This is a genomic window from bacterium, from assembly GCA_028820935.1.
In the GTDB taxonomy this organism is placed as follows: domain Bacteria; phylum Actinomycetota; class Acidimicrobiia; order Spongiisociales; family Spongiisociaceae; genus Spongiisocius.
On sequence record JAPPHZ010000029.1, the window covers coordinates 24,232 to 40,678 of the forward strand.

Here is a 16,447-nt window from a genome sequence, read left to right on the forward strand (position 1 = left end):
ACCAAAAATGGCAGAAGGCACACTCACCCATATCTCCTCTCCCGATGAGCGGGAACGACGTCACCGAGTACTGCGCGAGGCCATGGCCGGGGCCGGAATCGACGCCATGATCATCTGCAGCCGGGGCGACGAGTTCGTACGAGGCCGGGTCCAGTACGTAAGCGACATCTTCCAGTGGGCCGGTTGGGGGATAGTCGTCCTCCCGCAAAAGGGGGAGCCCACTTTCATCGGGGACCCGCTGTGGGGCCTCTCACGTGTGGCGCTGGTCAATTGGATCCAGGACTTCCGGGCCACCCAGACTCCTGCGGTGGAGATTGCCGGGATACTCTCCGACCACGGCATCTCCGACGGGACCATCGGGATCGTGGGGCTGTCGGACATTACCCCGGCAGCCCACTACATGGCCTTCCAGGAGGCGTTCGGAAGAACCGCCACGCTGGTAGACGCCACCGACATCTTCGACGACATCAAGGCCGTGAAGAGCGACGAGGAGATCGAGAACCTGAGGGAGACCTCCCGGATCATCCGCCTGGTGTTCCGGAGCCTCGAGGGTCACATCCGGCCGGGAGCGATCGAGCGGGACGTGCTGGCCGAGGCTCATCGCCTGGTCCGCCAGCACGGCTGTCTCGACGGGATCGCCCAGATGAGCCGCCAGCCCCACCGCGCCTACACGTTCGGGATGGACGCCGAGATCGAACGGGACGATGTCATCTGCATCGACCTCGAATGGGGCGGCCCGTCAGGGTACTGGGTCGAGGTTCGCCGCACCTACACCTTCGGCCGTCCCTCCGATCAGGTGCTCCGTTACTGGGATACCCGGGTCGAGACCCTCGACGCGTGCATCGATGCCATGAAGACCGGTAATTCCTCCGAGGAGGTGCTGGCCGCCCGCGACCGGGTCCATCGCAAGTACGGGCAGGGTGGCTTCGACTCGGTCGCCTACACCGCGCACGGCATCGGCCTCGACTCCCACGAGGTTCCATGGGTGCCCGGCAAGGACCGGGAGATGAAGACCAACATGGTCATCAACCTGCACCCCCAGATCACCTTCGACGACCCGGCCGAGGGGCTCGCGGTGGGCGGGATATGCCTGTCGGACAACGTACGGGTCACTCCCGAAGGCGGCGAGCGGCTCACCTACGACTACGACGATCTCGTCGACCTGGATGCATAGCCGGGCCGCCCTGGTGGTGGAGCCGGGGCGGGTGGAGATCACCGGGATCACCTTCGGTCCTCCCAGGGAGGGGGAGTTGATCCTGAGGATGGAGGCGGCCGGGGTCTGCCGCACCGATTACAAGGTGTCCAAGGGCCTGCAGTCGGGCCGTAAACCCCGCTACCCGATGCTGCTGGGTCACGAGGGGGCCGGCGTCGTGGAGCAGGTCGGTCCCGGAGTCACCCATATCGGCGAAGGGGACCGGGTGGCGGTGGGATGCCGGGTGCCTTGCGGATCGTGTCCGATGTGCCGTCGCAACGATCCCCGGCGTTGCAATTCCTCCGGTGCGCGCCCTCCCGCGGTGTCGCTCGACTCCGACGGTTCCGAGGTCGAGGTGCCGATGGGCCTGGGCATGTACGCCGAGCGGATCCCGGTCGATGCCGGGGCGGTCTTCCGGGTCAGCGACGACATGCCGCTGACCTCCGCCTCGCTGCTGGGCTGCGCGGTCATGACCGGTACCGGCGCCGTCTTCCACACAGCCAAGGTGTGGCCGGGCGCCACCACGGCCGTCATCGGGTGCGGCGGGATCGGCCTTTCGACCGTCCAGGGCGCCAGCCTGGCCAATGCCTCCAAGGTGATCGCGGTGGATGTATCCGACCGCAAGCTGGAGTGGGCGCTGTCCATGGGCGCCACCCATGCGGTCAACTCGGCCCGCGAGGATGCGGTGGCGGAGGTTCGCGCCCTGACCGGAGGCGCAGGGGTCGACTTCTCGTTCGAGGCCGTGGGATTGGGCGCCACGCTGGAGCAGGCTCTCGGAATGCTGTCGTACGGGGGAGTGGCCACCATGATCGGAGTGCCCCCGGTGGGTTCGGCCGCCGACCTCGATCCGTCGGCCTTCTTCCGCAACACCTCGACGCTGATGACCACCCACGGAGGGGAGGGCATACCCGCGCAGGACTTCCCGGTCCTGGATTCGCTCTACCGGTCGGGTCGGCTGAACCTGGACGACATGGTCACCCACACCATCCCCCTGTCCGACATGGAGAAGGGTTTCGAAAACCTGGAGACCGGCTCGGCCCTCCGCACCGTGGTGGTTCCCGGCTGACCACAGTTGCTGGTTGCCCAAACGGCGGCCGGTGTGGAACGGGCGAAGACAAGGGGGTTGAAACCCTCCCGCGGGCAAGGCATGTTGGGAGTGAGGTCCAACGGGCAAGGATCGATCGACAAGGATTTCGTCATCGGCAGAACGTTCCCGGATGAGGACCACTGGTATTCTTGACAGCGGATGGAGGAAGGTATGACCACGCCGACTTTCGACACCCAGGCCAGCGTTAGCAAGCTCCGCTCCGCGGGGATTGACGAGCCCGCCGCCCACGGCATCGTAGAGGTTGTCGCTGGCGCGACCAGCCCGCTCGTGACCCGCGACATGCTCGCGACGGAAATCGCCGGGCTGAGGGCTGACGTGTACCGGGCCTTGTGGATACAGGGCGTGGGCATCGTGGCGGTGGTGGGCGGCATCATCGGCATTACCGAAGTCATCGGCTGAATCCGGATCCGGGGGGTGTCCTAGGAGGGTACTGAAAAACGTCCAGTTGGCCCGAAGGCCTCAAACGAACCACCAGGTCAAGGGATCGCGGGCCAACCAATCCCCGCCTTTTCAGCACCCTCCTAAGCTTCGGAACCGGATGGAGAAACCTCTCGGACAATCCTCGGACGGGGCGGAGGCCCTCCCTGGCGGCGGCTGGAGTGCGTGGAGGTCTTACCCCGGCCTGCGCTGGGTGCTCGCCGTGGTGGTCGGCGCGGCGGTCGCGACGGTGTTCGGCGTGGCGGCGTTGTGGCCCACCGAGGAGGGCATAGAAGCCGCCACCGCCAGCGCCGACGAGATAGGACTCGTGACCGACCGGTACGGCGCCACCGTCGAGGAAATCCGTGACGGTCCCTGCAGCTACTCGACCGCCGAGAGTCCCTACGACTGCCGCCAGGTCACGGTCGTGCTCGATGAGGGTCCGGCCAGGGGCTCGCTGGTGGATCTACCGGAACTGGACCTCGCCTTCAGCGCGACGACGCCGTCCCTGAGGCTCGGCCAGAAGGTGATCATCGGCTACGAGCCGTCCACCGACTTCTACTTCTACGCCGACGCGGACCGCCGGACCCCGCTGGCGTGGCTGACCGCGCTGTTCGCCGTGTTCGTGATCGCGCTGGGCCGGCGCCGTGGCGTGCTGGCCCTGGTGGGTATGGCCGGCACGCTGGCGGTGCTCCTCGCCTTCATGGCGCCATCCATACTCGACGGCAACGATCCCCTCCTGGTCTCGGTGGTGGCGGCGTCGGGAATCGCGTTCGTGAGCCTGTATCTCGTCCACGGATTCAACCCGATCACTACCGTGGCCCTGGCCGGGACCCTGTCGTCGCTCGGGTTGACGCTGGGCCTGTCCTGGGCGTTCTTCGAATGGGCCGCCTTCACCGGTCTGGCCAGCGAGGAAGGCTTGGTACTGCCTCTCATCGCCGGAGGTCTCGACGTCTCCTCCTTGATCCTGGGCGGAGCGGTCATCGGCGCACTCGGCGCGCTGGACGACATCACGGTTACCCAAGCCGCCTTGGTGGCCGAACTCCGGTATCGGAACCCGGGCCTGAGCGTCTACGAATTGGTCTCGTCCGGAGTCCGGGTGGGCCGTGAGCACATCGCTTCGACTGTCAACACCCTCCTTCTGGCCTATGCAGGCGCGGCCATCCCCCTGCTGATGCTGTTCGTCGTCTCCGATCAGTCCCTCGTGATGGTGGCGAACTCCGAGCTGGTGGCGGTGGTGATAGTTCGCACGCTGTGCGGGTCGATCGGGCTGGTGGCGGCCGTGCCGATCACCACCGTCCTGGCCGCGCTGGTGTCGTCAGGTCACCGCCCGGCCGACAGGGACGCCGGCTCCGGGTCGAACCGGTCGGAACCGCCGCGCGGGTAGGATTCCTCGCGATCACCAACCTGATGGAGGGCTCCGCCGTGGTAGTACCCATGTCCGATCTGGCCGCCGAGTACGGGTCGCTCAAGACCGAGATCCACGATGCGATCGACCGGGTACTGGCCAGCGGCCTCTACGTCCTGGGTGAGGAACTCGAGACCTTCGAGGAGTCCTTCGCCTCCTACGTGGGCGCCCGGTACGCCATCGGGGTGGGTTCCGGTACGGCCTCGCTCCATCTCGCCCTGGCGGCGCTCGACCTCGAGCCCGGCGACGAGGTGATCACCGTACCCAACACCGACACGCCCACAGCGGCGGCGGTGACCCACGCCGGAGCGAAAGTCGTCCTGTCGGATACGGACGATCACACATTCACCATGGATACTGCCCGCCTGGAGGAGGCGATCACACCGCGGACCCGGGTGATCCTTCCGGTCCACCTGTTCGGCCATCCCGCCGATCTCGACCCGATCCGCGCGATTGCCGACCGTCACGGGATCGTGGTCTTGGAGGATTCGGCCCTCGCCGTGGGCGCCGAGTACAAGGGCCGCAAGACCGGGACCTTCGGGCCCCTCGGCTGTTTCAGCCTGGCGCCGGGGAAGATACTGGGCGGCTACGGAGACGGGGGGATCGTGGTCACCGACGATCCTGATCTGGCGCACCGCGTCACGGTGCTTCGCAACTACGGTCACGCTCCCGGCCAGAAGCTCTCAGGCAAGGATCTGACCGGAGGACACGGCTGGACGGTGCTGGAACAGGGCTACAACCAACGCCTCGACACCCTCCAGGCGGCGGTCCTGGCCGCCAAGCTCCCGACTCTGGAGGACCGGATCGCAGGCCGCCGCCGCGCCGCCGCCTTCTACAGGGAGGCCTTCGCCGGGACGCCGGTGGCGGCTGCTCACGAGGCGCCCTGGGCGCGCCATGTCTACTTCGCCTACAACGTGCTCGTACCGGCCCACCTCCGTGACCGGGCTCGTGCCCATCTGGCCGCCCGCGGTATCGCCACGCGGCTGTACTACAACCCCCCGCTCCATCTGCATCCCGCCTACGAGTGGATGGGACTCGGGGCGGATTCATTGCCTGTGGCGGTGCGAACCGCCTCCCAGATGATCGGCCTGCCCTGCTTCCCCCAGATCACCGAGTCCCAGGTGGAGCAAGCCGCCTCGACCCTCCTGGACTTCTTCGCCGGCACGTAGCGGCCGCTGCCTCGGGCCAACCGGATCGGTGAGGCTTCTAAGCGATCCTCGACGGTGGTAGCAGTCGAGCCGGATCGGAGGGGGGGGTTGAACTCGTCACCCATCCGCGATACGTTGCGGATCGCCAAGCACCGAAACCGGACGAGAGCGTCTCACCGATCGGATCGGCCGGACCAGGGAACATACAAGGCTTGATTGAGCCGAGGCTGATGGAGCAACCGCCGACACCCGGCAACCTGCCGGGCATGGCCGACCACGCTCCAAACCAGGAGGTGGTGGCGGGGGCAGGGCCCAGCGGGCGAAGCCAGGTCGCCGCGATTTTCGCGTTCTCGAATCGCGTAGGCGCGACTAGCGGCTGTGCGGACAGTTGTTGTCCGGTTACGCGAGCGGGGAGTTCCCGCCGAGACGGTCTGGGCGAGAAAGGCGTTGGCGCAACGGGCTCCACCGGCCGGTCCGGCGGTATGCTCGGCATCATGAGTCCATCCTTCACCACCTCTGACGGGGTACGCATCGCCTACCAGGAGGTGGGCGCCGGCGACCCGCCCATCGTCTTCATCCACGGCATCTACGGAACCCGCCAAGCGTTCGGCAACCAGGAGGAGTACTTCTCTCCGAACCATCGCTGCATCGCAGTGGACCTGCGCGGCCACGGCGAGAGCGACAAGCCCGACCAGGTCTACTCGATGGCCCGGTACGCCGACGATGTGGCGGAGTTGATGCGCCACCTCGCCCTCCCGCCCGCGGTCATGGTCGGCCACAGCATGGGTGGCCAAGTGGTCATCTCGGTGGCCGCCCGCCATCCGGATCTGGTGCGGGCGGTGGCCAGCCTCGACTCGCCGAGCAACGTTCCGGGCTGGCAGAAGCGTTTCCACTCGCCCTTCGATCATCTGATCACTTTTGACGGCCCGTACCGGGAAGGGGTGCATCGGTTCCTGGCGGCCGCCTACCTGCCCACCGACGACCCGTCCTGGGTGGGGGGTCTCGAGGACCGGCTGGCCGGCATACCGGACCACATGATCGTCAGGGCCTGGGACGCGATGAAGGCCTACGAGCCGAGCGACACCCTGCGCCGGATGACCTGCCCGTACCTCTACGTCGATTCCGGCCAGCCCGACCTGGACTTCGACCTGCTGCGCGAGCACTGCCCGCAGGTGGTGGTCGGCAAGACGGTGGGGGCCGGTCACAAGGCTCTCCAGGATGTGCCGGACCAGATCAACGCCATGCTGAACCGCTTCATCCAGCACGCCGACGGGATCGCGGCGGAGATGGTACGGACCGGGGGAGTGTTCCGGTACAACTTCCCGGACCTCTAGCCGGGACAATGCACTGTTTCGGCCTTGCGCATCCTCTCGGACCTGGGAGACCACCGGGCGCGGAGGAGATGCTCCGTGACGGGCGCCCCGAGCGCGAGTTCCGTCCGGACCCGGGCAGCCTGATCGTCACATCGAGGCCTGTGATATGAGAGTTGTTGCTTTCTTCAATAACAAGGGTGGTGTGGGTAAGACCTCATTGGTTTACCATCTAGCTTGGATGTACTCGGATCTCGATCGGAATGTCGTCGCCGCCGATCTTGATCCCCAGGCGAACCTCACGAGCATGTTCATCGATGACGACAGTCTCGAACCACTGTGGGAGGATCGGAGTAGGAGCACGATCTACAGCGCGCTCGAGCCGTTGCTGGAGGGGACGGGTGATGTGGGATCCCCGCACCTCGTGGGGCGTGGCCCCGGCCTTCATCTGGTGGTGGGTGACCAGAGGCTGGCGGCGGCCGAGGATGAGATTTCCCGCCAATGGGCCGGCTGTCTGGACCGGAGGCCGCGCTCCTTCCGGGTGGTGTCCGCCTTGTGGCGTGCCTTACGGCGGGCGGCGACGGAAGCGGAAGCCGATCTGGTGCTGGTGGATGTCGGGCCGAACCTGGGCGCGCTGAACCGGGCGGCGCTGGTCGCGGCGGACTATGTGGTCGTTCCGCTGACGCCGGACCTGTACTCCATTCAGGGACTGGGGAACCTCGGGCCTACCCTGCGCGACTGGCGGGGCCAATGGGCAGAACGGCATCCTTGCAATCCGGTTGAGGATCTGGCCTTGCCGGATGGCGCGATGCGGCCGATCGGCTACGTGGTCCGCCAACATGCGATCCGCCAGGATCGTCCCGTCTTGGCCTACCAGCGGTGGGCCGATCGTATCCCGGGCGTCTACTCGAGGGAGGTCTGCGGGCACGACCCGGAGTCTCCTCCTACCGTGGGCGACGACCCCAACTGCCTGGCCACCCTCAAGCACTACCGAAGCCTGATGCCGATGGCGCAGCATGCGCGAAAGCCTATGTTCGCGCTGGAGGCGGCAGACGGAGCCATAGGCGGTCACACCCGGGCCGTCCGGGAGTGCTACAACGACTTCCGCACGCTGGCCGGAACCATTCTCGACAGAATGGATGGCGAGTAGGCGGACGGGCGCCCGAAGCGGGGCAACTATGCTCCCTGCGAATGTCCCGCCCAGCCCGAACGGTCACCCTCACCGACGGTACCCGGATCGCCTACCACGAGGTCGGGTCCGGAGACCCGGCCATCATCTTCATCCACGGCGCCTACAGCAACCGGCGTGGCTTCGGCAACCAGGAGGAGTACTTCTCGCCGAACCATCGTTGCCTGGCGGTGGACCTGCGCGGTCATGGCGACAGTGACAAGCCCGACCAGCTGCTGACGATGGAGCAGCACGGGCACGATGTGGCGGAGCTCATCCGGCAACTCGAGCTTGACAGGCCGGTGCTGGTGGGCCAGAGCATGGGCGGCCAGGTGGTCATCTCGGTGGCCGCCTTCTACCCGGAATTGGTAACGGCCGTGGCCAGCCTGGACTCTCCCAGCAACATTCCCGGCTGGCATCAACGGTTCCATGGTCCCTATGACCATCTGATGACCGAGGACGGACCCTTCCGGGAGACGTTGATCGCATTCCTCAGCGCCGCCTACCTGCCGACCGACCATCCTTCCCGGCTCGGGCAGATGGCCGAACGCCTGGCCGAGGTGCCCGACCACGTGATCCTCAACAGCTGGGCCGGCAAGGTGGACTACGACCCCACGGACATACTCCGGGCGGTCCGTTGTCCCTACCTGTACATCGACTGCGGCCAGCCCGATATCGACCTGGGTCTGCTGCGCGAGCTCTGCCCGCAGGTGGTGATCGGCAAGACGGTGGGGGCCGGGCACAAGGCTCTCCAGGATGTGCCCGATCAGATCAACGCCATGCTGAACCGCTTCATCCAGCATGCCGACGGGATCGCGGAGGAGATGGTCCGTACCGGGGGAGTGTTCCGGTACAACTTCCCAGAGGTCTAGTTCAACCCAGCCCGCGTGATCGGAGAGACCCATGCGCGCCAGGGCTAAGCTCGATGGCATGACTACCCAGACCATCACCACCCCGGACGGCGTGCGGATCGCCTATCACGAGATCGGCTCGGGCGATCCGGCCATCATCTTCATCCATGGCGGCTTCGGAAACCGGACCGGTTTCGGATTCCAGGAGGAGTATTTCTCGCCCAACCATCGCTGTATCGCGGTCGACCTGCGGGGACATGGTGAGAGCGACAAGCCCGATGTGGTCTACACCATGGAGCAGCACGGTGACGACGTGGCGGAGCTCATCCGGCAGCTGGGTCTCGAGAGGCCGGTGCTGGTGGGCCAGAGCATGGGCGGCCAGGTGATCATCTCCGCCGCGGCCCGCCACCCCGACCTGGTAGGGGCCATCGCCAGCCTCGACTCACCCTCCAACATCCCGGGCTGGCACCAGCAACACCACGGACCCTTCGACCACCTGATGACCGCCGAGAGCGACTTCCGTGAGACGCTGCGCATGTTCCTGAGCGCCTCCTACCTTCCTACCGACGACCCTTCTCGCGTCGCGACCATCTCCGACCGGCTGGCCGACGTGCCCGACCATGTGATCCTCAACGGGTGGAAGGGGATGATGGGGTTCGACGCCGAACCGATCATGCGGGGCGTGAAGTGCCCCTACCTGTACATCGACTGTGGCCAGCCCGACCTCGAATTGGATCTGCTGCGTGAGCTCTGCCCTCAATTGGTGGTCGGCAAGACGGTGGGGGCCGGCCATAAGGCTCTCCAGGATGTGCCGGATCAGATCAACGCCATGCTGAACCGCTTCATCCGGCACGCCGACGGGATCGCGGCCGAGATGGTCCGGACCGGTGGAGTGTTCCGGTACAACTTCCCCGAGACCTAACCGGTTCCTCACCGAGGGCCGGGATCGGTCGGGTCTCACTCCCTCGTTTGTGTCACACCCTCGCCATACGTTGTTGGATAACCGTTGACCCGAGCCTTCATGCTTGAACGGACGGCGCCGTGAGCGGACGGAGACGCGTGCTCTGACCGTACCGCCGGCCGGTATGTCCGAAGGATCGGGCTCAAGCACCACTGGCCTGGTTCGGACGTCGACCGGGTCGATAGGAGGGAACATTTCTGTCGAGGCAGCCCCGCCGGGGGAGGACGGAACGCGCTCGACACCAAGGTGGTGGCGGTTGGGGGAGGGCCCAGCGGGCGGAGCCCGCTCGCCGCGATTTTCGCGTTCTCTCGCCGGCTCGGAACGCTAGGTGCTGGGCTCGGGATGCGCTCCCTGGTGGCCCAGCAAGGGTTCCAGCCTGTCCAGCAGTTCCCGCACGGCTGCCAGTCCCTCTGCCACGTAGTCCGGGTCGCCCCAGTTCTCGTAGAAGTTCTGGTGGACGGCATTGGCCGTTGCGAACCGTCGGTGGATGCCCTTATCGCCGGTTTCGCGTGCTAACCGGCCGATCACGCGATAGAGAGATGCGTGGGTGTTGTGCTGCCATCCGCGGCTGGAGGCGACGGCTTTGATCATCTGCGCGGCCGCACCCCATCCCTTCTCCGATGCCTGGCGGGAGTCTCCCTCGGCTAGCTCCTCGAAGCCTTGGGCCAGCAGGTGCCGGGCGGCGTCCTGGTAGGTCAACGTCGTCATCGCACTCTCCTGTTTCGAGTTATAACGTCGTCCTCCGTTGCGTACAGTAGCGTATTGCCGGTGATGTGAGAGCGGAGGGAGTTGTTTGCGAACCCTGTTAGCCGGCGATGGACATCACCAGGCCGACCGCTACCAGCCCTACCCCGGTCCATTGCAGGTGGTGGAGGCGTTCGTGGAAGAAGATCACCCCACCGATCACCGCGATAACCCGGCCGCTCTGGGAGAGCAACCCGATCAGCCAGGCCGGCGCGTAGGCCAGACCGTACCCGAAGGTCACGAAGGAGACGGCGTCGATTACCCCGACCAGCACCAGGAGCCATCCGTTGCGCCAGGTGATCTTCGACTGCCTCTTGTCCCAGTCCTCCAGGCGAGACTCTTTTCCTTCCCGGTTCCTGTTCTGGGTAATCCGGGCGATGATCACGAATACCAGGGCGACGTACGCGACCGTGTAGAACCGCTGGGTGATGATGGTCCAGTTGGAGTCGAGGCCGTCCCGGATGGGAATCTTCAGCCCGGCGTTGGAGAGCGATCCCACCAGCACCGCGATCATGGCGAAGACCGGTCCCCACGTGACTAGGCGGATCTTGGTGCCCTTCTCGATGACGAGCGAGGCCAGCACGGCACCTGCCGCGGCGATGGGAATACCGATCCACTGCACGGCGGTGGGCCTCTCCGCGAGCAGCCAGTAGGAGTAGAGCACGGTGATCGCGCCCGACAGGGCGCTGATGGGGCTCACCACCGAGACCGGACCGAGCCGCAGGGCCATGTAGCTCCCCAGGAACGATGTTGCTGCGGCGGCGCCCAGCAGGCCCAGCAGGATGATCTGGTCCCTCGTGATCTGGTAGGGCACGCCGATCACCACCGCCCAGGCGATCATCACCACGAAGGCGATGGTCAGGGTGACGGTGGTGGAGCGCAGCACCCCGAAGCGGCGGGCCACGACCGCCGTGAGCAGGTTGTTGACGCCCAAGGTGATCGCCGTGATCAGCCCGAATACGGTCCCGATCAGCATGATCTGTGTCGGGTCACTGCCGTGGACTGAGCCGGTTGTCGATTCGGACTATTCGTGGAGTTGGTCTCCGGCGCGACCGGCAGCGCCGGCGGCTCCCGCCACCTTGGAGATGTCAGTCGTTCCGCTGACCCGTTGCGGCATCCAGCTGACCATCCGGTTGAACATCTGGTTGAGTCCATAGAAGGTCAGGAGCGAGTAGAAGGCGACCACGATGGCCACGATCACCAGCCGGGCCGTGTTGGTTTCCTGAACCGCCGCGGCGGCCATGAAGCCCAGTCCGGTCGGGAAGCCCAGGAACTCGGCGGCGATCGTCAACGACCACCCGAGCCCTCCGGCCAGCAGGAGCGCGGTACGTAGCTCCGGCATGGCGCCGGGAACCACCACCTTGAAATAGGTGCGCAGCCGCGACGCGCCCAGGGTACGGGCGCTCTCGATGTAACGGTCGGGTACGTTGGCAACAGCGTTCATGGTCGCCACCACCAGCATCACCCACACGCCGAAGCCGATGAAGAGGGTGGTGGCGCGGAGGTCAACTCCGAGGGCGAACTGCATCCAGGGGATCGCCGCCAGCAACGGGATCATCCTCAGGAAGTTGAACGGCGCCCAAGAAATCTGGCGCAGGGCGGACCAGTAGGGAAGGGCGAGACCGGTAGCCAGGCCGGCGATCAACCCGACACCCAAGCCGGCCACCAGTCGGGAAAGGGTCATGAAGGAGTGGAATCCCAAGGCCAGGAACACGGCGGTCCAGGTCCTCGACTCAGCACCCTCGATGGCGGGGAACGGTGCCAACTCTCCGAATTGGAGGGTCAGGCCGGGCAAGCTGAAACCTCCGAACAGGTCCCAGTTCCCAGACAGTCTGTAAAGGGCGTTGTAGATTATGTAGTCGAATCCCGGCACGAGCGGATGTTCAAGAGTCCCCTTGGGTGCGATGTACGACACGATCTGCCAGCCCACCAGAAGCACCGCCCAGGTGATGAAGAAAAGCGGGTTGGTTCTTACGGCTTTCAGGATGCGCCGGGGCAGACGGACAATGCCCTTGCCTATCCTGATGACCGCTCCGACCGACGTTCGGTAGCGGAAGATGAAGGCGTAGGCCCAGAAAATAACGGCCCAGAAGAAGATGAATTGCCAGGTCAGATGGAGTGTGCCCTCTTCGAATTGCCAGTCTCCTAGCGGTGAGAATGCGAGGACGACCAGAGCCGAGCCGAAGACCCAGGCAGCCCAGCCGACCCAGAATAGGATCCGTAACACTCTGGTACGGCTCAAACCTGGGTCGCTTCCTCTTCGGTGATTCCCAAGTGGGCCAGGATCGTCTTGGTGATGTCCACGGCGGCTGTGCTGGCTCGTACATCTTCGTCACGAGGGCGGGGCAGGTTCACTTGGATGTCATCCACCAGCTTCCCTTCGGCCAGGAGTATCACGCGATCGGCCAGTATTAATGCCTCCTCGATGTCGTGGGTCACGAAGAAGATTGTCTTCTGGGTCTCTTCCCATAGGTCCAGCAGCACGTCGTGAAGATTGCGGCGGGTGAAGTAGTCAAGGGATCCGAAGGGTTCGTCCATGAGGATCACGTCGGAGCCGACGGCCATGGCTGAAGCCAGCGCCACCCGCTTGCGCATGCCTCCGGAGAGTTCCCGGGGCCACGAGTCAGCGAAATCGGTCAGTCCGACAGCCTCCAACCAGTGGGCTGTAGTGCGCTCTCGTTCCTCATCGTCTACTTTCAGGGCGCGGAGGCCGAACTCGACGTTCTCCCGGACGTGCAGCCAGGGAAAGACCGTGTCCTGCTGGAATACCATCGCCCGGTCGGCGCCGGGTCCTTCGACAACCGTGTCTCCCAGCCTTATCTGGCCGGCGGTCGGCGGTTGAAGTCCGGCCAGGACCCGCAGCAGGGTGGTCTTTCCATGGCCGGATCGCCCGACCACACAGACGAACTCGCCGGGTTGGACTTCAAAGTTGACATCGTGGAGGGCGTTGACCAGCTGGCCGGACCGGTGCTCGAACACGCACCATAGGCCCTCGAAGCTGACGACTCTTGACATAGCTGTTCCTCCTTGTCTACAGCCCTAGTCGGCGGCCAGCCTCGGACCACCTGGTCAGGTAACGGATAACCACCAGCAGTAGTGCATCGACCACCACGGCAAGAACTCCGTAGAAGGTGATCAATGCCACGAGTGCTGACGGGGCTTGGAGTTGGCCGATCAAGAACCTCCAAATGTCGATCAGGTGGCCTCCGCCGACCTGTATCCCGAGCACTTCGACCAGGACGCCCAAACCCCAGGCACCTGCCAGCGCGATGCGGAATCCCCCCGCGATCTCGGGAACCGTGCCCGGCAGGTAGACCCAGCGGAATATCGAACGAGGTGTTCCGCCCAGGGTCAGGGCCGACTCCACGATCCCGACGGGAATGTTCTCGGCAGCCCGCCGGCTGAAGAAGTACATGAGCAGGGTCGTGTAGAAGGTCACCAGGCCGATCGTGGTCATGATCGGCACCTCTACACCGAACCAGATGACGAAGAACGGTGCGGCGATGAAGATGGGGGCGGTTCCGAAGAAGGAGGCGATCGGGGTGAACACCTGGGCGACCTTCGGGAACACGAGGCTCGACAAGCCGATCGCGAGACCCGCAATGGTGCCGAACGCAGCACCGAGCAGGATCCGGATGATCGTTACGACCAGGTGTATGCCGTAGCCGTAGCAGTAGTCAGGTAGCTGGCCTAATGGGACCGGCTGAGGACCACTGGTCAGGGCAGCGGTTTCAGAAGTGTACTTCCATCCCACCAGGCTCGAGATGACCTGTCTAAAGGGATTGTTGACGTTTGCCGGGTGAAGATCGGGGCAGGCGTGGACGAACTTGATCCTCATGTCCTGGCTGGTTCCAAGGTTGCTCCAGAAGTGGGCTATGGCGCCTTCCTCCCGGAACAGTCCCCACACCCCCTGGAATATGTCCTGGAAGGGACCCACCGCGCCGAATGGCGGAGGGATGTCGTAGTGCCAAGGAGATACCTCGAGGGAGAGAAGTATCCAAGCAACGAAGAATAGCGTTATTCCTATGGCAATATAGATTATATTGGCAATTCTGCGCCGTCTTTTTTCTCGTTGTGCCTTGGCTCTCACATCGAGAACGTCGGTGGAGGTCATCGTCACTGGATCTCAAGCCCCTTTACGTGGTGGCGACTGACGGAGCGCTCTTAGGAGGACGATCTGGTTGGTCTTTAGGTCACAAGCCAACGCGGGGCCGGATGGTGATCCGACCCCGCGTCGGTCCTTCTCGCTTGCCTGCATCAGGCAAGTCGTGTCGTCTTCGGCGGATGAGACTAGCCGATCAGGGCTGCCTCAAGGAAGCGAAGACTGTCGTAGAAGTTGTAGTTGTCGTAGAGGGCCCGGGCCTGGTCGATCAGAGCCTGCTGGCTGGCCGACAGGTCCATGCCGCTCGCCCGAGCGAACAGGTCATCGGAGCGATCCTGCATGCCCTTGAGGTCGTAGTAGATCTCCTGGGCCAGCAAGAACTCTTCCAATCCCGCCTGAGTGTCGTAGGTCTCGGACAGGACTCCCCTTGCCTTCAGGGCCTCGATCTGGGTCCTGAACACCGTTTCGGGGTGGTAGCTCGGCAAGCTCAGATCCCACAGAGCTTCCTGGTCTTCCCAGTTGAAGGACGGATCGATCGTATCCCAGATCACTCCGATGTCTGCGGGCTCCATGGTCATGCCGCGCTTCTCGTTGATGATGTTGGCCTCGATCTCCCAACCCGTCTCCTGGACCGCGGGATCCTCGAGATAGGCGAGAATACGGTTCGCCATAGCGACGACCCGATAGGCGAGATCCGGGTTCTCCTCGACCCATTCGCGGCGAGCCAAGAGGCCGGTGCCACCAACGGTGGACGAGGCGATCGCGGTCTGCTGTGACAGGGCGTCGTGCTCGTACATCATGGCGAAGTTGATCAGCGGATCCCACCCGTTGCGCATCATCTGCACGAGGGTCGGAGCGCCATAGGGCATGGCGAACTCGATCCGGCCCGCTTGTGCGGAGAGCTGCACGATGGTCGGGTCATCCACGTACACCGGAGTGGAGTAGTTACGCCAGTCGTTGGTGGTGATGCGGATGGGCTGCGGGTTACCCGCGTCGTCCAGCACCGGGGATCCGTCCCGGCCTAGGAGTACTAACGGGTTGCCCTCGCCGTCCAGGGCCGGAATGTCCTCCACTACGTCCTCCCACCACTGGGGCAGGTAGGCGAAGAAGGCATCCGAGTACTGCGACTGCGTCGTGCTGTGCGGCGGGATATGGACTTCCTTACCGACCAACTGCTGTACCGCAGCCGTGGCCGCGTCCGAGAAGCTCATGCCCTCGTCCATGAACTCGAGAGCCGTCTTGGCCTCGCTGTCCGGGGCTACCAGGATCGCATAGCCGACGTAGATGTCAGCAAAGTGGATGGGCGGAATGGTCTGACCGAAAGTCTCCAGAGTTCCGAAAACGCCAGGTACCCATCCCTGGGCGACATCGCCGTCACCACGCTCCAACCAGGGAACGATCTCCTGGGAGGCGGTGAAGTAGTGATAGGTCGGCTGGTTAGGAGTGATGGTGATACCCCATTCCTCCCACCATCCCAGCTCGATCGGGATCTGCCAGTAGGCAAGGTCGGCGCAGCAGGGGTAGATGCCCATGCGGACCTCAGCAGCACGGATCTCGGGCGCCTCCACCATCATGGACTCGGCCAGTGCCATCTCGGCTTCCTCGGCCATCATGGAGGCTTCTTCGGCCTTCATCTCGGCGTCCGAAGCCATAGCGGCAGCCTCTTCGGCCTTCATCTCGGCGGCTTCCAAGGCGGCCTGTGCCTCCGCGTCGCCGGCTTCGGCGGCAGCCTTGGTGGCCTCTAGATCGGCCTGGGCTGCCTCAAGGGCCGCCTGGGCATCCGCAGCATCGGCCGCAGCCGCGTCGGCTTGCGCCTGGGCTTCCGCCGCCTGAGCCGCGGCTGCGTCGGCTGCCGCTTGGGCTTCCGCTGCCTGGGCTTCGGCCGCCGCAGCCTGGGCCGCCGCAGCGTCGGCTTCGGCTTCGGCCGAACCGTCGTCGCCGCAGGCTGACGCCAGCAACGCTAGGGCCACCATCAGGATGATGGCGCCACGAAACTTCTTCATACGGGGTCCTTCCGCTCGCTTGCTTGCCATGTTGG

15 protein-coding genes are annotated in these 16,447 nt (G+C 64.8%); 9 read left to right on the plus strand and 6 right to left on the minus strand.

What is annotated here, in order from left to right:
• Positions 1-7: 7 nt before the first annotated feature.
• The 9 genes from OXM57_06230 to OXM57_06270 all read left to right on the plus strand — a co-directional run bounded on the left by OXM57_06230 (position 8) and on the right by OXM57_06270 (position 9,524).
• A complete protein-coding gene (locus OXM57_06230; GenBank protein ID MDE0352270.1) occupies positions 8-1,174 on the plus strand; it encodes a M24 family metallopeptidase in 1,167 nt (388 codons plus the stop codon).
• Positions 1,167-2,258 (plus strand): zinc-binding dehydrogenase, encoded by a 1,092-nt coding sequence (locus tag OXM57_06235; protein MDE0352271.1) that lies wholly within the window; start codon positions 1,167-1,169, stop codon positions 2,256-2,258. The genes OXM57_06230 and OXM57_06235 overlap by 8 nt, the downstream gene beginning before the upstream one ends.
• 192 nt (positions 2,259-2,450) lie before the next feature.
• Positions 2,451-2,699 carry a hypothetical protein gene (locus OXM57_06240; GenBank protein ID MDE0352272.1) on the plus strand — a complete coding sequence of 83 codons (249 nt, stop codon included), beginning with the start codon at positions 2,451-2,453 and terminating at the stop codon, positions 2,697-2,699.
• A 139-nt stretch (positions 2,700-2,838) separates the two neighbouring features.
• A complete protein-coding gene (locus OXM57_06245) occupies positions 2,839-4,104 on the plus strand; it encodes a YibE/F family protein (protein MDE0352273.1) in 1,266 nt (421 codons plus the stop codon).
• A 23-nt stretch (positions 4,105-4,127) separates the two neighbouring features.
• Positions 4,128-5,294, plus strand: a complete 1,167-nt coding sequence (locus tag OXM57_06250) for a DegT/DnrJ/EryC1/StrS family aminotransferase (GenBank protein MDE0352274.1) — start codon at positions 4,128-4,130, stop codon at positions 5,292-5,294.
• Between the two features lie 473 nt (positions 5,295-5,767).
• Positions 5,768-6,607, plus strand: a complete 840-nt coding sequence (locus OXM57_06255; protein MDE0352275.1) for an alpha/beta hydrolase — start codon at positions 5,768-5,770, stop codon at positions 6,605-6,607.
• Between the two features lie 145 nt (positions 6,608-6,752).
• Positions 6,753-7,733: a ParA family protein gene (locus tag OXM57_06260; GenBank protein MDE0352276.1), complete on the plus strand. Its 981-nt coding sequence runs from the start codon at positions 6,753-6,755 to the stop codon at positions 7,731-7,733.
• Between the two features lie 41 nt (positions 7,734-7,774).
• On the plus strand, positions 7,775-8,623 hold the full coding sequence (locus OXM57_06265; GenBank protein MDE0352277.1) for an alpha/beta hydrolase: 849 nt from the start codon (positions 7,775-7,777) through the stop codon (positions 8,621-8,623).
• Between the two features lie 31 nt (positions 8,624-8,654).
• Entirely contained in the window at positions 8,655-9,524 is an 870-nt protein-coding gene (locus OXM57_06270; protein MDE0352278.1) for an alpha/beta hydrolase, read from the plus strand.
• Between the two features lie 363 nt (positions 9,525-9,887).
• Here OXM57_06270 and OXM57_06275 read toward each other — a convergent pair whose 3' ends face one another.
• The 6 genes from OXM57_06275 to OXM57_06300 form a co-directional block, all read right to left on the minus strand.
• Complete coding sequence (locus OXM57_06275) at positions 9,888-10,271, minus strand: PaREP1 family protein (protein MDE0352279.1); 384 nt, start codon at positions 10,269-10,271, stop codon at positions 9,888-9,890.
• 97 nt (positions 10,272-10,368) lie between these two features.
• On the minus strand, positions 10,369-11,283 hold the full coding sequence (locus OXM57_06280) for a DMT family transporter (GenBank protein ID MDE0352280.1): 915 nt from the start codon (positions 11,281-11,283) through the stop codon (positions 10,369-10,371).
• Positions 11,284-11,331: 48 nt separating this feature from the next.
• The gene (locus OXM57_06285) at positions 11,332-12,534 is read right to left on the minus strand and encodes an ABC transporter permease subunit (GenBank protein ID MDE0352281.1); all 1,203 of its coding nucleotides are present in this window, start codon (positions 12,532-12,534) and stop codon (positions 11,332-11,334) included.
• 11 nt (positions 12,535-12,545) lie between these two features.
• Positions 12,546-13,322 (minus strand): ABC transporter ATP-binding protein, encoded by a 777-nt coding sequence (locus tag OXM57_06290; GenBank protein MDE0352282.1) that lies wholly within the window; start codon positions 13,320-13,322, stop codon positions 12,546-12,548.
• Between the two features lie 16 nt (positions 13,323-13,338).
• Positions 13,339-14,421, minus strand: a complete 1,083-nt coding sequence (locus tag OXM57_06295) for an ABC transporter permease subunit (protein ID MDE0352283.1) — start codon at positions 14,419-14,421, stop codon at positions 13,339-13,341.
• 176 nt (positions 14,422-14,597) lie between these two features.
• Positions 14,598-16,412 carry a hypothetical protein gene (locus tag OXM57_06300; GenBank protein ID MDE0352284.1) on the minus strand — a complete coding sequence of 605 codons (1,815 nt, stop codon included), beginning with the start codon at positions 16,410-16,412 and terminating at the stop codon, positions 14,598-14,600.
• Between the last annotated feature and the right edge of the window lie 35 nt (positions 16,413-16,447).

Excerpts from the sequence above, each read along its gene's own strand:
- OXM57_06230 (MDE0352270.1), top strand. The coding sequence starts at position 8 with ATGGCAGAAGGCACACTCACCCATATCTCCTCTCCCGATGAGCGGGAA.
- OXM57_06235 (MDE0352271.1), top strand. The coding sequence starts at position 1,167 with ATGCATAGCCGGGCCGCCCTGGTGGTGGAGCCGGGGCGGGTGGAGATC.
- OXM57_06240 (MDE0352272.1), top strand. The coding sequence starts at position 2,451 with ATGACCACGCCGACTTTCGACACCCAGGCCAGCGTTAGCAAGCTCCGC.
- OXM57_06245 (MDE0352273.1), top strand. The coding sequence starts at position 2,839 with ATGGAGAAACCTCTCGGACAATCCTCGGACGGGGCGGAGGCCCTCCCT.
- OXM57_06250 (MDE0352274.1), top strand. The coding sequence starts at position 4,128 with ATGGAGGGCTCCGCCGTGGTAGTACCCATGTCCGATCTGGCCGCCGAG.
- OXM57_06255 (MDE0352275.1), top strand. The coding sequence starts at position 5,768 with ATGAGTCCATCCTTCACCACCTCTGACGGGGTACGCATCGCCTACCAG.
- OXM57_06260 (MDE0352276.1), top strand. The coding sequence starts at position 6,753 with ATGAGAGTTGTTGCTTTCTTCAATAACAAGGGTGGTGTGGGTAAGACC.
- OXM57_06265 (MDE0352277.1), top strand. The coding sequence starts at position 7,775 with ATGTCCCGCCCAGCCCGAACGGTCACCCTCACCGACGGTACCCGGATC.
- OXM57_06270 (MDE0352278.1), top strand. The coding sequence starts at position 8,655 with ATGCGCGCCAGGGCTAAGCTCGATGGCATGACTACCCAGACCATCACC.
- OXM57_06275 (MDE0352279.1), bottom strand. The coding sequence starts at position 10,271 with ATGACGACGTTGACCTACCAGGACGCCGCCCGGCACCTGCTGGCCCAA.
- OXM57_06280 (MDE0352280.1), bottom strand. The coding sequence starts at position 11,283 with ATGCTGATCGGGACCGTATTCGGGCTGATCACGGCGATCACCTTGGGC.
- OXM57_06290 (MDE0352282.1), bottom strand. The coding sequence starts at position 13,322 with ATGTCAAGAGTCGTCAGCTTCGAGGGCCTATGGTGCGTGTTCGAGCAC.
- OXM57_06295 (MDE0352283.1), bottom strand. The coding sequence starts at position 14,421 with ATGACCTCCACCGACGTTCTCGATGTGAGAGCCAAGGCACAACGAGAA.
- OXM57_06300 (MDE0352284.1), bottom strand. The coding sequence starts at position 16,412 with ATGAAGAAGTTTCGTGGCGCCATCATCCTGATGGTGGCCCTAGCGTTG.